Consider the following 13,575-nt stretch of genomic DNA (forward strand, 5'->3'; position numbering starts at 1 on the left):
GTGCCAGGGAGACGCGCCGAGGTGCGCGACCTCGGACGCGCTCGTCACGCACGACGACGAGCGCGCGCGGACGGAATTACAGCCGCGCGGTGCAATTCCCGCTCGCGCGCAGCGATGGACGTCGTGCGATCCAGCGAAAGCGCGGGGCACGAGCGTTGCTGCCTTGCTCGGGCAAGGAGGGTCCGACGATGCTCAGGACGTTCGCATGCGCGGCCGCGCTCGCGCTGCTCGCCGCGCCGGCCGCGTGGGCTGAGGATCATTCAGGCCGCGCAGGCCATGCGCAGGGCAGCGCGACCACCACGGACGCTGGCAGGCCCGGCAGCAACCAGGCGGTGCCCGACAGCCCGGCGGGGAAGACCGTTCTGCTCGACGATCAGGCGTTCGTGCCGCAGGCGCTCGAGGGCAGCATGGCGGAGGTCCAGCTCGCCGACCTCGCGCTCGAGAAATCGAAGAACGACTCCGTCAGGAGCTTCGCCGAGCAGATGAAGAAGGATCACACCTCGGCGCAGTCGATCCTCGCCAACACCGCGACCCAGGAAGGCATCCAGCAGCCGACGAAGCTCAGCCCGGCGGACCAGCAGCTCAAGGACCAGCTCTCGAAGCTGCAAGGTGAGGAGTTCGACCGTGAGTACATGAGCCACATGGTCGCGGACCACGAGAAGGACCTCGCGCTGTTCAACGCCAAGGCGCGCACCGGTGACGGCGACGTCGCCGCGTACGCGCGACGCATGGTGCCGGTCCTCGACCATCACCTGAGCATGGCCCGCAGCGTGAGCCAGAGCCTCGCCACCGGCCACGAGCTCGACGAGCGTCAGGGCGCGGCGCCGCGCCCCGCGCAGAATCCGGCGCAGCGCTGACGCACGGCCTCGTCAAGCAACGAAGAGCGCTTCGCCGCACGCGACGGCGGCAGGTCCGCTACGGCCTGCCACCGTCGACGCGCAGGATCGCTCCCGTCGTGAAGCTCGACGCGTCGGACGCGAAGTAGAGCGCGGCGCCGATGATCTCGTCGGGATTGCCGGCGCGCCGGAGCGCCGAGGTCGACTCGATCGCGGCGAGCGCCGCCGGCGGCCAGGCCTTCGCGATGTCGGTCAGGAACGGCCCCGCCATGATGCAGTTCACGCGCACCTTCGGGCCGAAGGCGTGCGCGAACGCGACCGTCAGCGCGTTGAGCCCCGCCTTCGCCGCCGCGTAGGGCGTCTCGGTCGGCGTCGGGCGGATCGCAGCGATGCTGCTGACGTTGATGATCGAGCCGCCGCCGGCCGCGGCCATGCGCGTGCCGAGGTTGGCGGTCAGGCGGAACGGCCCCTTCAGGTTCACCGCCAGCACCTTGTCCCAGAGCGCCTCGCTGACCTCGGCGAGCGAAGGGTAGAGCGGCGACATCCCGGCGTTGTTGACCAGGATGTCGACCTTGCCGAAGTGCGACCACGCGGCGTCGGCGAGCGCGTCGAGCGCCTGCCAGTCGCCGACGTGACAGGCGTGCGGGAGCGCCTTGCGCCCGAGCGCCTCGACCTCCGCGGCGACGCGCTCGCAGGCGTCGGCCTTGCGGCTCGCGATCACGACGTCCGCGCCCGCCTGCGCGAACGCGAGCGCCATCTCGCGACCGAGCCCGCGGCTGCCGCCGGTGATCAACGCGACCTTGCCGGTGAGATCGAAAAGCCGTTGTGCGCTGCGCGTCATCTGCTGCCCTCCGCGATCGGCGCTACACGAGCTGCGGCCGCGAACGCAACTCGCGCGCGGGGCTGAACCGGGGCTGTGCGCGTGTCGCACACGATCGTGACGCCGGCGCTTTCGCGACGCGTCCGCGCATGCGACAAGCGCCGGATGCCTCACGCGACCTCTGCGGACGGAGTCCGCCTCCACTACGAGACGCACGGCACGGGCGAGCCCGTGCTGCTGATCATGGGCCTCGGCTCGAACGCCTACGGCTGGCACCGCAGCCTTCCGTGGCTCGCCGAGCGCTACCAGGCGATCACCTTCGACAACCGCGGCGTCGGACGCTCCGACGTCCCGAAGGGCGCCTACACGATCGCGCAGATGGCGGGCGATGCGGCGGCGGTGCTCGACGCGTGCGGCATCGAGCGCGCGCACGTCATCGGCATGTCGCTCGGCGGCATGATCGCGCAGCGCCTCGCGCTGACGTATCCGGAGCGACTGCGCTCGCTGGTGCTGATCTGCACGACGCCCGGCGGACGCAACGCGGTTCCGGCGTCGCCCGAGGTGCTGCAGGCGCTCGCCACGGGCGGCGACGATCCGGCGGAGGTCTACCGCCGCAACGCGTGGTTCCTCTACGGCGAGGACACGCGGCAAAACCATCCCGAGCGCATCGAGGAGGACCTCGCCGAGCGCATGCGGATCCCGACCACGCCCACCGGCTACTTCGGCCAGCTCCAGGCCGCGATGCACCACGACACCTGGGACGAGCTCGGCGCGCTGCGCGTGCCGACGCTGGTCCTGCACGGCGAGGCCGATCTGCTCGTGCCGACGGAGAACGGCAGGCTGCTCGCGCAGCGCATCCCGGGCGCCGAGCTCGTGCTGATCCCGGGCGCCGGCCACATGCTGCAGGCCGACGCCGGCGACGTGCTGCGCGACGCGGTGCTGGGCTTCCTCGGCCGCGTCAGCGGAACTTCGGGATGACGTGGCGCCCCATGAGCTCGATCGTCTGCATGCACTTCTCGTGCGGGATCTTGTACGGGTTGATCAGGCACAGCAGCAGATCGACGCCCGCCGCCTCGTAGCGCTTGCACGCCTCGACGCACTGCTCGGGCGTGCCGAGCACGCAGGCGCCGTTCTCGATCAGGTACTCGAGCGACAAGAGGTCGAGCGCGCCCGCCTCGTCGACGTTCTTCATGTCGGCGGCGTAGGAGTAGCTGCCGAGGTCGCGCTTCTTCTCGGCCATCCAGCTCGCGAGCGAGCCGATCAGGCGCGCGCCGGCCTTCGGGTACCACTCGAAGGATTCGCGGGCGACCTCGCGCGCCTCGGCCTCGGTCGGCGCGCACAGCGCCATGGTGAAGGTCGACGCCTGGTTGTGGACGTACTTGCCGAGCGGCTTGGTGCAGTTCTGGATCGCGGCGCGGTAGATGTCGATCTTCTTCTTGACTTCCTCGGGCGAGATGCCGACGGCGAACGAGCACAGCCCGATGCCGGCCTCGCCGATCTGCCGGTGGCCGTCCTCGCTCGAGGTCGCGCCCCAGATCGGCGGGTGCGGCTCCTGGAGCGGCTTCGGGTGCACGCGACGGCGCGGCATCTGCCAGAACTTGCCGTTCAGCTCGACCTCGTCGTTGGTCCAGCAGTCGACGACGTGGCGGATGCCCTCGGCCCACATCTCGCGCGTCTCGTGCGGGTCGATGCCGAAGCCCTCGAGCTCGGCGCGCGTCGACGAGCGTCCGGTGCCGAAGTCGACGCGGCCGTCCGAGAGCAGGTCGAGCACCGCCACCGACTCGGCGGTGCGCACCGGGTGGTTGTACGGCTTGGGCATCAGCCGCACGCCGTAGCCGATGCGCATGCGCTTCGTGCGGCTCGCGATCGCGCCGTAGAGCACCTCGGGGTTCGAGCAGTGCGAGAACTCGTCGAGGAAGTGGTGCTCGACGGTCCAGAAGGCGTCCCAGCCGAACTCCTCGCCGGCGAGCGCCTGCTCGAGCACGTTCTTGTAGGCCCGGTGCTCGCTCTGCTTGCTCCACGGCCGCGGGACGGGGATCTCGTAGAACAGCGCGAATCGCATCGCTCACTTCCTCCGATCACTGCTCGCGCGCGGCGCGAGGCCCTGCACGATGTAGCGGCTCACGTAGCCGCGGACCGCCTCGAGGTCGTCGAGGTCGACGACCGCCGACGGCATCACCACCAGCGACAGCATGATGCGGACGATCCACTCCGCGGCCTCGCGGCGGTCGATGCCGCGGCGGATCTCGCCGCGCGCCGCCGCGGCGGCGAGGTAGGGCTGCCAGAAGTCGACCCAGCTCGCGACCACGCCCTCGAGGTGCGCGGTGAGCAGGGTCGCGAGCAGCGTGTCGCTCTCGCCGGCCACCCCCGACGCCTGCGGCTCGTCGCGCAGCCTGCGGCGGATGTACACCGCGGCCTCCGCGACCTGCGCGGCGAGCGTGCGCCGCGCGCGCACCGCCTGCTCGCTGTCGCGCACGAAGCGCTCGGCGGCGCGCGCGAGCGCCGCGCGTACCAGCGCGTCGCGGTCGGGGAAGTGGAAGTACACCGCGCCGCGCGACAGACCCGCCGCCGCCGCGACGTCGGCCATCGAGAAGCGCGCCATCCCGAGGCGACGCATGCAGCGCTCGGTCGCGTCGAGGATGCGCTCCGCGGTCGCGCCCGGCGGACGCGGCGACGCCGCGCGTGCGGCGCCCGACGACGCTGTCGCCGGTTTGAACATTTGAACAGCTCCTATCAAGTTGTATAAGCGCGGCGCAAGCGACGGAGGGCACGAGCATGCAGGCGCGCAGCGGTCGGCTCGAGGGCAAGGTGGTGCTGGTGACCGGAGCGTCCTCCGGCATCGGACGCGCGACGCTCGCGCAGTGCCTCGCGGAGGGCGCCCGGGTCGTCGGCGCGGACCGCAGCGAGCCGCCGCCGGAAGCCTCCGGCGACGCGTGCCGCTTCGCGAAGTGCGACGTGACGCGCGAGGACGAGGTGGAGGCCGCGGTCGCGCTCGCGGTGCGCGACTTCGGCCGCCTCGACGGCGTAGTCAACGCGGCCGGCGTGGCGGGCGGCGGCCCGGTGCACCTGCTCGACGCCGCGAGCGGCTGGGATCCGGTGCTCGACGTCAACCTCAAGGGCACGTTCCTCGTCGTCAAGCACGCCGTCAAGCAGATGCTGACGCAGGAGCCGCGCGACGGCGAGCGCGGCTCGCTGGTGACGATCGCGAGCATCGAGGGGCTCGAGGGCACGGCCGGCGGCAGCGCGTACAACGCCTCGAAGGGCGGGGTCGTGCTGCTGACCCGGAACGTCGCGATCGACTACGGCCGGCAGGGCATCCGCGCCAACGCGATCTGCCCGGGCTTCATCGACACGCCGATGCTCCGCGGCGTGCTGGACCTGCCGATGATGGACACGGTGCGCGAGCACATCCGCGAGGAGCACAAGCTGCGCCGCTTCGGGCGGCCCGAGGAGATCGCCTCGGTCGCGTGCTTCCTGCTGTCGTCGGACGCGTCGTTCGTCTCCGGCCAGGCGATCGCGGTCGACGGCGGCTACACGGCGGGCCGCGACCACGGCGTCACGGCGCTGATGGGTTTGTAGGGCGTCAAGCACCGACCTCGGCGCGGTACAGCACCCACTCGCCCGGCACGCCGGCCAGCGTGTGCGTGCCGCGGCTGCTGAAGGCGATCCCCGACCCCGCGACCAGGTCCTTGACGGTGCTCGATACCAGCACCTCGCCCGGATCGGCGGCCTCCGCGACGCGCGCGCCGATGTGCACCGCGATCCCGGTCACGTCGGAGCCGAGCATCTCGCACTCGCCGGTGTGCAGCCCGGCGCGCACCGCGAGGCCGAGCTCGGCGACGCCGTCGCTGATCGCGCGCGCGCAGCGCACGGCGCGCGCGGGGCCGTCGAAGGTCGCGAGCAGCGAGTCGCCCTTGGTGTCGACCTCGCGGCCGCGGTACGCCGCGAGGTGCGTGCGGACGAGCGCGCGGAAGCGCACGAGCAGGTCGCGCCATGCGCGGTCGCCGAGGCGCGCCACGTGCCCGGTCGAGTCGACGATGTCGACGAACAGCACGGTCGCGAGCACGCGGTCGGGCTCCGGCGCCGTGCGGTGACCGGTGACGAGCTCCTGCACCTCACCGACGATCGGCTCGACGTCGCCGATCCACGGGAAGTGGTCGTCGCCGGGCAGCTCGACGTAGCGCGCGCCGGGGATGTGCTCGGCGATGTAGCGCGCGCCGGGCGGCGTGGTGATGCGGTCGCCGCTGCGCTGCAGCACGACGGTCGGGGTGCGGATCGTCGGCAGCACGTGACGCACGTCGAGGCCGAGCATCATGCGGAACAGCGTCTGCGCGCCGCCGGGGCTCACCGACAGGCGCTCGAAGCGTCCCCACTGCTCGATCTGCCGCGGATCCGAGGCGATGCTCGGCGCGAGCACGCTCGGCGCTGCGCGCGGTGATCCGCGACATCGCGGCCGACCCGAAGAAGGGCATGGTCGAGTTCCGCGTGCGCTCGAGCTGGCGCGGCCAGACGCGCAGCGAGACGCGCGTCGACGGCTACACGATCGGCGGCCAGCGCGTCCCGCGCAGCTTCAAGATCGCGATCGACGAGCCGTACCGTAACGAGGTCGTGTACGTTGCCGGCAAGGCGATGTGGGAAGCTGGCGACGGCTTGCTTGTGTGGTACACCCTCGCGACGCAAGACTCGGATCTTGTCCGAGATCAACTGCGACGACGGCGCGGGGCGTACGCGCTCGCGCCGACGGGCATCGACGCACGCCGTTTGACGAGACGCGCGTCGCTCGGACATGAGATTCCGCCCGGCGCCGTCCGCCCGCCTCCGCGTATCCGAACGATGAGCTCGCCCCGCGTCACGATCACCGAAGCAGGACGCGCGGGGCTCGTGGTTTACCGCGCGACGGACGGTGAGCTGAGGTTCCACTGGGAGCTCGGCGGCGACGACGCGCTGGCCGTCGTCCACGTGGGCGCGGCGTCGGACTGGCGCGCGCGGTATCCTTGGGCGGCCGAGCGCCGCCAGGAGATCCTGCGCTTCGTCGCGGACGAGGTGATCCGGCAGAAGACCCCGGGCTGCGTCGCGGAGATCGACGACGCGCGCGGCTGGATCACGCTGCGGCGGGACGCGGCGGCGGGACGAGGCGGGAGCGCTGCCGCGACGAGCGCCGGTCGCGAGGACGATCCTGCACGACGCCCCGGGTCCGCGGCGACGACGCGTGCACGCGTCGGGCACGACGACGTCGGCTGGTACCACCGGCTGCGCGGCCTGCAGCTCAAGCTCGCGCTCGCCGTCGGCGCGCTCGCGCTGCTCCTGGCGCTTCTCGTCGCCGTCGAGAACACGATCTTCTCGATCGATCCCGGCAAGGGGACGCCGATCGGCCGCAGCGTGCGGACCGACACGCACGTCGCGACGCTGATCCAGACGCTCGAGGCCTACGTGCCGTCGCTCGCGCGCGACCACGCGAAGGACACGTACGCGGTCGGCCTCTTCCTCGTCCCGCTCGACGGCTCCGCGCCGCGGCTCGTGCCGATCGGCGGCGGACATTCCGGCAACTCGCTCGGCCTCGTCCAGATCCTCGGCAGCGACGGCCGCACGCTGTGGTTCGACGTGAACGGCGTCGGCGGCGTCGACCTCGCGACCGACGAGCTCGTGAAGGGCGCGCCGGCGAACTTGCGCGAGCTGCAGGGCGCGCGTCCGCGCGCGTTTGCGCCGCGGGTCGAGAGCCACCTCGCGACCGGCTTCTTCACCGGTCGCGGCACCTGGCTCGGTCTGCTCTCGGACGCCGAGCGCGCGCGCGAGTACGCGCCCGGTCAGTGGCTGCGCCGCGTCACGCACGCGGCGTCAAGCAAGGAGATGCGGCGATGGTACCGCGGCATCGTCGGGGAGGGCTCCGGCACCGGCAGCCGGCAGATCGTCGCGATGGAGCCGATCGGGGACGCGCAGTACCTCGACGCCGCCTTCCTGCGCATCGACGAAGCGTCGGAGCCGATCCGCGTGCGCGACCCCGACGGAGCGCTGACGGTCCACACCTCGGCGCCGGGCGGGAAGGGCACCGTCGTGCTCGCGCGCGTCGACGACGACGGCAACGTCCTTTGGAGCGCCGACACGCAGCTCGACCGCTTCGGGCTGCAGCAGATCCTCCCCGGCGCGGGCTCGACCGCGCTCGTCGGCACGCGCGTCCCCGTCCCCGGCAAGGTCAGCGAGCCGCTCCTGGTGCTCGTCGACCACGCGACCGGCGAGGTGACGACGCACTCGTTGTGGCGGTGACGTCGCTCCCGCGCGCGGGTCGTTTGCCGGACGGTCCTCGCCGACGTACGGAGGGCGGCGTGGTTGGTGTGGTGCGAAGCCGTGTGAGCGCGCTGGTCGCGCTCGTGCTCACTCTGGGCTTGCTCGCCGTGACGGTCGGGAGGCCGGCGGCCGCGCAGGCTGCCGCGCAAACCCCGGGCGCCGCGCAGGCCGCGGGCGAGCAGACCTCCGCAAGCCAGACCTCCAAGGAGATGGTGGTCGGAACCTACCTCTCGCCGCCGTTCGTGATGAAGCAGATCGACGGCGAGTGGCACGGGCTCGCGATCGAGCTCTGGCAGGAGATCGCGCGCCGCCAGAGCATCTCGTATCGCGTCGAGGAGTACGACCTCGAGGGGCTGCTCGCCGCGCTCGAGCGCGGCGAGGTCGACGTTGCGGTCGGGCCGCTCCTGATCACCGCGCACCGCGAGCGTCGCTACGACATGACGATCCCGTTCATGCCGGTGTCGCTCGCGATCGCGACCCGTCCGTCGCACGACGCGACCTTCCTCGCGGTCGCGCGCAGCGTGCTGGGCTCGCTCGGCACCGCGCTGCTGACGCTGCTCGCGATCGTGGTCGCGTTCGCGATCCTCGTCTGGCTGCTCGAGCGACGCCGCAACCCGGAGCACTTCGGCGGCGGCGTGATGCAGGGCATCGGCGACGCAATCTGGTGGTCGGTGAGCACCATGACCACGGTCGGCTACGGCGACCGCACGCCGATCACGCTCTGGGGGCGCGTCGTCGGCATGATCTGGATGCTGTCCTCGATCGTGCTGGTGTCGACCTTCATCGCCACCGTCACGTCGGCGCTGACCGTCGTCAAGCTCCAGCCGCCGATCCGCAGCCTGTACGACCTCGCGCACGTGCGCGTCGGCGTCGTGCAGGACTCCGGGACCGCCGACTACCTGAGCGCGCTCGGCATCGTGGCACGTCCCTACGGCACGGTCGAGGAGGGCTTGAGCGACGTCCTCGCGCGCGAGCTCGACGCCTTCGTCGACGAGTGGCCGGTGCTGCGCTACCTGTCGCAGGTCCGGTATTCCGGCGAGCTGACGATCGTGCCGCAGCCGCGCGCGCGCGGCTTCGTCGGCTTCGCGCTGCCGCTCGACAGCCCGCGCCGCCGCCAGCTCGACGTCGCGATGCTCGAGGTGCTCGACGACCCGGAGTGGGAGGACGTCGTGCAGCGCTACCTCGGGAGCTGAGCTCGCGCGCGCTTCCTGCGCCTTTGCGCCGCGCTGTTTCTCTGCTCTCCGCGAAACGCTCGTCGCGACGCGCGCGGCTCCGACGCGCCGGCGGGCTACGGATGGGCCGCGGCGTTTTCTGGCTTGACGAACTTCAGCACGAAGCGATCGCTCGTGCCGCGCTTGTCGCCCGCGTCGGCGGGCGAGGCGCTCCAGTCGCGCGTGTCCTCCGGGTTGCGCAGGAAGTCGGCGGTCGCGTCGAGCTCGAAGCCCACGTCCTCGACGTCGAGGATCACCATCAGCTCGTCGATCCGGTGCAGCCTCGCGGCGTCCTCGGCGCCCAGTCCGGGCACCGAGCTGTGGTCGACGATGCCGTAGACGCCGCCCGGCTTGAGCGCGCGGAACACGGCCGCGTTCATCGCCTCGACGTCGACCTGCTGCGCGTAGGCGTCGTGGTAGCCGAGCACGAGCAGCACGACGTCGAGGTCGCGCACGTCGGGCGGGAACGGATCGTCGAGCGGCCGATCGAGGCGCACGACGTTCTTCATCGCCGGCTTCGCGAGGCGCTCGCTCCACGGCTTCTGCGCGAAGCGCTCGAGCAGGAGCGGCGAGTTCTGGCCGTACACGCGGCCCTGCGGGCCGACGACGCGCGCGAGCAGCTCGGCGGTGTAGCCGCTGCCGCCGCCGAGCTCGGCGACCTTCATGCCGGGCGCGATGCCGAAGAAGGCGAGCAGCTCCGCGGGACGGCGCTGCGCATCGAGCGCGCGGTCGGCCGGGCTGCGGTCGGGCGCAGCGAGCGCGGCCGCGATGGCAGACGAGACCGCGGCGGAGTCGGCGGACGACGTGCCGGCGCCCGGCGTGACCGTGGAGGGTGTCGTCGGCGTTTGCGGAGCGCTCGCGGCGGGCGTCGGTGCGGCGGGTGTCGACGGCGAAGCCCCGGCGGGCGTCGGCGCAACGGGTGTTTGCGGGGAAGCCGCGGCGCGCGCCCGTAGAAACGCCGCGGGCGTCGCCGGAAAAGCAGCGGCGGGCGTCGCCGTTGCCGCGACGCCCGCCGCGATGGTGAGGGCTGCGCCGAGCGCGACGAGCGCTCGGGCGCGCTTCATGCGGACCGGCGCGGGTCGGGCCGTCCGCCGAAGGCGAGCTTCAGGAACTCGCGCCGCGTCTTCGGACCGTAGGTGCGCAGGCTCGGGTCGCGCAGGTCGGCGTACGCCTTCTTCGCCTGCGCGATCTGGTCGCTCGGCAGCGTGCAGCGGATCTCGTCGGGATTGAGGTTGTAGAGCCGCGCCGCGTTCAAGCCAAAGATCTGCGCCTTCATCTCCTTGGTGATCTCCGGGTAGCCGTACTGCTCCATCAGGCGCGGCGGCATCCGGAAGGTCTTGAGCGCGTCGATCTGCCACTGCGGCGAGCCGTACCAGATCGAGTCCGTGCCCCAAAGGATGTGGTCGGCGCCGAAGGCGTTGACCAGCTGGCCGAGCAGGTGCCCGATCGCGTCGACGCCGTCGTCGGACAGCACGCGGCTTGCGAAGATCGCGCCGAGCTCGGGGTAGACGTTGGTCGCCTCGGGGATCTCCTCGACCTTCAGCCGGCAGAGCTCCTCCACGTACTCGAAGCCCGCGTGGTAGATGCCGAAGCGGATCTGCGGCCAGTCGCGCGCGGCCTTCGGGATGTCGCGCGGGTGGATGTGCACCGGATCGAAGATGCCGAGGCGCAGCCCCTTGTGGCAGTTGATGATGTCGATGCCGAGGCGCAGCGCCTCCTCGTACATCGGGTAGGCGACCTCTTCGTCGTCGAGCCACCACGGCGGGATGTCGCCGAACACGCCGTAGCCGGCGCCGGTGTAGGTCTTGAGCGCGCGGATGCCGAGGTCGCGCACCAGGTGCTCCATGTCCTGGATGCGCGTGCCGGTGTCGGCGCTCTCGGGGAAGTTCGGTGTCAGCATGCCCTGCGTGAGCATGCGCTGCGAGGCGCCGAGCTCGTTGCCGAGGTCCTTGGTCGCGGCCATCGCCTCGTTGCTGATGAGCTGCAGATCGCGGCTCGGCGCCGGGATGCCGCTCATCATCGCGACCGCGGTCTCGCTGTCGAGAAAGATCTCCTTCAGGTAGTTCGCGCGCGACAGCTCGGCGAGCTCGTTGGGATGGCAGTCGCCCGACGCTTCGGTCGCCGGCGCGCAGATGCGGAAGGCGCGGAAGAAGTCCTGCAGGGCCGGGTTGGTGCCGATCGGGCCCTCGAGGTCCGCGTGGTGCGTCTGGACGTCGACGATGAAGTACTCGCCCGGCTGGAAGACCTCGCGGGCGGCCTCCGGGTCGCGGGTCGCGCAGTCGGTGACGTCGAAGCCGCCGTCGCTCTTCGCGTCGCTGCAGCCGCTCGCGATGTTGAGCGCCATCAGGGCGGTCGCGGTGCCGCACGCGGACTGCAGGAAGCGGCGGCGCGACCAGCCGAGCGCGTGGGCGCGCTCGTCCGCCATCTCGCGGATCAGCCGCTCGATGCGGCGCTGACGTTCGGTCTGGGGGATCGGGTAGAACTCGCTATTGGAGACGATCTGGGTGGGGATCGGTAGCCCGCCGTCGTACGATTCGTCGTCTCGCGTCTTGTCGCTCGTACGGAGAAGCATGGTCCCTCCTGGTAGGCGTTCGGGCGATTGATCCCATCCTGAAGCTTCGTGGGCAAGCGATCGCCGGGTGATCGGCGCCCAGGATTGCGCGTTCGGTGAAGCACGGCGCGCGCACGGCACGAATCGCGTGTCGAACGGTCGTTGCGACGGAGACGAGGCGCCGCGGACGGAGCCCGCGATGGTGCGATGGCGCAGCGCGTCGCCGGCGTGCTGCCGGCTTCAGGCGCCGACGAGGTCGAAGCGCACGCCGCCGATCGCGATCCGGCCGTTCGCGTCGACGCAGCCGCGCGCCCGGGCGCGCTCGGCGGCCGCGGTGGGGTCGCGTAGCGCGACGCGCACGCAGCCGATGCCCTCGCCGCGGTCGTCGTCGGAGCTGACGAAGCGCAGGTGGCCGCCGTCGAGCTCGATGTGCGGGGCGCCGCGGTCGTCGTAGGCGACCTCGGCGCCGAGCACCTCGCTCCAGCGGCACGCGAGCCCGGCCGGGTCGTCGCTCTGCAGCTCGACGCCGCCGATGCCGCGCGCCTCGCTGCGCGCTCCCTTCTCCTCCCAGCCGGGTCCGCCCCAGCGCCACGACTCCGGCGGCAGCGGCCGGTCGAGCGACACGATGGCGCCGCCGACGTCGCGCGGGTGCAGGTGGATGGTCGCGATGTCGGGTAGCGTGATCTGCCAGACGACGCGCACGCCGGAGGCCTCGAGGCGCGCGCGGTCGGCCTCGAGGTCGTCGGTCTGCAGGATGACCATGTAGCCGCCGTCGCCGCGCCGGCGCTGGAGGTAGCGGGCGGCCGTGACGTCGTCGCGCACCGGACAGACGACCTCGAGGAACTGGTCGCCGAGCGGCATGACCGCGTTGCGCAGCCCGAACTCCGCGACGCCGGGGTCGTTGAACGACACCTCGACGCCGAGCACCGCGCACAGATCCTCGACCACGGGTTCGAGGTCGCGCGCCACCAGAGCGACTTGTCGGATCCGCATCAGAGCTGCTCCTCTGCCACACCGTGTCCGATGCCGGTGCGCAGGGCAATACGACGCGCGCCGCGCGCGCTCGTCGACGCGTCCCGCGCTCAGCTCGACGCGCGACGCGCTCAGCTCGACGCGGCGCTCGGGTCGCGACGCTTGGCGATCGGGGCCGGGCGCTTCGGCAGGTGGCGCAGCCCCATCCAGGCGAGCGCCGCGATGTGGCTCGCGACCGCCTCGGCGGGCGGCGGCTTGCGCGCCTCGGTCCACCACTGGCCGACGAAGGCGACCATCCCGACGAGCGCGTGCGCGTAGATCGGCGCGGTCTTGGCGTCGTAGCCCGCTTTGCGGAACTGCTCGCTGAAGATGCCGCCGACGCGGTCGGCGAGGTCGTACATCAGCGCGTGCATCCCGCCGCCGCCGCGCGCGGGCGGCGCGTCGCGCAGCAGGATCGCGAAGCCGTCTGGACGCTGCTTCACGTAGGTGAGGAAGGCGAGCGCCGCCTGCTCGATGCGCTCGCGCGGCGTTCCCGACGCGACCGCCTGCGCGATGCTGTTCAGGATGTGCTCGACCTCGCGGTCGACGATCACCGCGTAGAGCCCTTCCTTGCCGCCGAAATGCTCGTAAACGATCGGCTTCGAGACCTTCGCCCGCTCGGCGATCTCCTCGACCGAGGTCGCCTCGAAGCCGCGCTCGGCGAAGACCTTGCGTCCGACGTCGATGAGCTGCGCGCGTCGCGCCGCAGCCGGCAGGCGTCCTTTTCCGTGCACGCGTCGCTCGCTCACCTTGACACGGATATTACGCGGGCGTAACCTACGCAAACGTAGGCTACGAACGCGTAGCCACGCGCCCCCGTCCCCGTAGGAGACCCGCCCAATGATTGATGCCGCCACCGCGGGT

Annotated in this window: 13 protein-coding genes; 5 read left to right on the forward strand and 8 right to left on the reverse strand. The window is 71.8% G+C overall.

Features of this window, described 5'->3' with window-relative positions; translation table 11 throughout:
* The first annotated feature begins 188 nt into the window (after nucleotides 1-188).
* The gene (locus tag VIS07_08655; GenBank protein HEY8515570.1) at nucleotides 189-857 is read left to right on the forward strand and encodes a DUF4142 domain-containing protein; all 669 of its coding nucleotides are present in this window, start codon (nucleotides 189-191) and stop codon (nucleotides 855-857) included.
* Nucleotides 858-915: 58 nt separating this feature from the next.
* On the opposite strand, the gene VIS07_08660 is transcribed toward VIS07_08655, so the two are convergent.
* Nucleotides 916-1,677, reverse strand: coding sequence for an SDR family oxidoreductase (locus tag VIS07_08660; GenBank protein ID HEY8515571.1), 762 nt, complete (start codon nucleotides 1,675-1,677; stop codon nucleotides 916-918).
* 144 nt (nucleotides 1,678-1,821) lie between these two features.
* Here VIS07_08660 and VIS07_08665 point away from each other — a divergent pair, with 144 nt between their 5' ends.
* Entirely contained in the window at nucleotides 1,822-2,634 is an 813-nt protein-coding gene (locus VIS07_08665; GenBank protein HEY8515572.1) for an alpha/beta fold hydrolase, read from the forward strand.
* Here VIS07_08665 and VIS07_08670 read toward each other — a convergent pair.
* Nucleotides 2,615-3,718, reverse strand: a complete 1,104-nt coding sequence (locus VIS07_08670; GenBank protein HEY8515573.1) for an LLM class flavin-dependent oxidoreductase — start codon at nucleotides 3,716-3,718, stop codon at nucleotides 2,615-2,617. The two genes, VIS07_08665 and VIS07_08670, sit on opposite strands and share 20 nt — an antisense overlap.
* A gap of 3 nt (nucleotides 3,719-3,721) precedes the next feature.
* Complete coding sequence (locus tag VIS07_08675; GenBank protein HEY8515574.1) at nucleotides 3,722-4,375, reverse strand: helix-turn-helix domain-containing protein; 654 nt, start codon at nucleotides 4,373-4,375, stop codon at nucleotides 3,722-3,724.
* Nucleotides 4,376-4,431: 56 nt separating this feature from the next.
* On the opposite strand from VIS07_08675, the gene VIS07_08680 reads away from it, so the two are divergent.
* Entirely contained in the window at nucleotides 4,432-5,235 is an 804-nt protein-coding gene (locus tag VIS07_08680; GenBank protein HEY8515575.1) for an SDR family NAD(P)-dependent oxidoreductase, read from the forward strand.
* A gap of 4 nt (nucleotides 5,236-5,239) precedes the next feature.
* Here the strand turns inward: VIS07_08680 and VIS07_08685 are convergent, their stop codons facing one another.
* Nucleotides 5,240-6,073: an adenylate/guanylate cyclase domain-containing protein gene (locus VIS07_08685; protein HEY8515576.1), complete on the reverse strand. Its 834-nt coding sequence runs from the start codon at nucleotides 6,071-6,073 to the stop codon at nucleotides 5,240-5,242.
* A 416-nt stretch (nucleotides 6,074-6,489) separates the two neighbouring features.
* On the opposite strand from VIS07_08685, the gene VIS07_08690 reads away from it, so the two are divergent.
* Nucleotides 6,490-7,917, forward strand: a complete 1,428-nt coding sequence (locus VIS07_08690; GenBank protein ID HEY8515577.1) for a hypothetical protein — start codon at nucleotides 6,490-6,492, stop codon at nucleotides 7,915-7,917.
* 71 nt (nucleotides 7,918-7,988) lie between these two features.
* The gene (locus VIS07_08695; protein ID HEY8515578.1) at nucleotides 7,989-9,131 is read left to right on the forward strand and encodes a transporter substrate-binding domain-containing protein; all 1,143 of its coding nucleotides are present in this window, start codon (nucleotides 7,989-7,991) and stop codon (nucleotides 9,129-9,131) included.
* Between the two features lie 95 nt (nucleotides 9,132-9,226).
* Here VIS07_08695 and VIS07_08700 read toward each other — a convergent pair whose 3' ends face one another.
* The 4 genes from VIS07_08700 to VIS07_08715 form a co-directional block, all read right to left on the reverse strand.
* The gene (locus tag VIS07_08700) at nucleotides 9,227-10,213 is read right to left on the reverse strand and encodes an SAM-dependent methyltransferase (protein HEY8515579.1); all 987 of its coding nucleotides are present in this window, start codon (nucleotides 10,211-10,213) and stop codon (nucleotides 9,227-9,229) included.
* Entirely contained in the window at nucleotides 10,210-11,721 is a 1,512-nt protein-coding gene (locus tag VIS07_08705) for an amidohydrolase family protein (GenBank protein HEY8515580.1), read from the reverse strand. Before VIS07_08705 ends, VIS07_08700 begins: the two co-directional genes overlap by 4 nt.
* Nucleotides 11,722-11,940: 219 nt before the next feature.
* Entirely contained in the window at nucleotides 11,941-12,693 is a 753-nt protein-coding gene (locus VIS07_08710) for a VOC family protein (GenBank protein HEY8515581.1), read from the reverse strand.
* A gap of 110 nt (nucleotides 12,694-12,803) precedes the next feature.
* A complete protein-coding gene (locus tag VIS07_08715; protein ID HEY8515582.1) occupies nucleotides 12,804-13,460 on the reverse strand; it encodes a TetR/AcrR family transcriptional regulator in 657 nt (218 codons plus the stop codon).
* Between the last annotated feature and the right edge of the window lie 115 nt (nucleotides 13,461-13,575).

This window comes from Candidatus Binatia bacterium, from assembly GCA_036563615.1.
Lineage (GTDB): Bacteria > Desulfobacterota > Binatia > UBA12015 > UBA12015 > DATCMB01.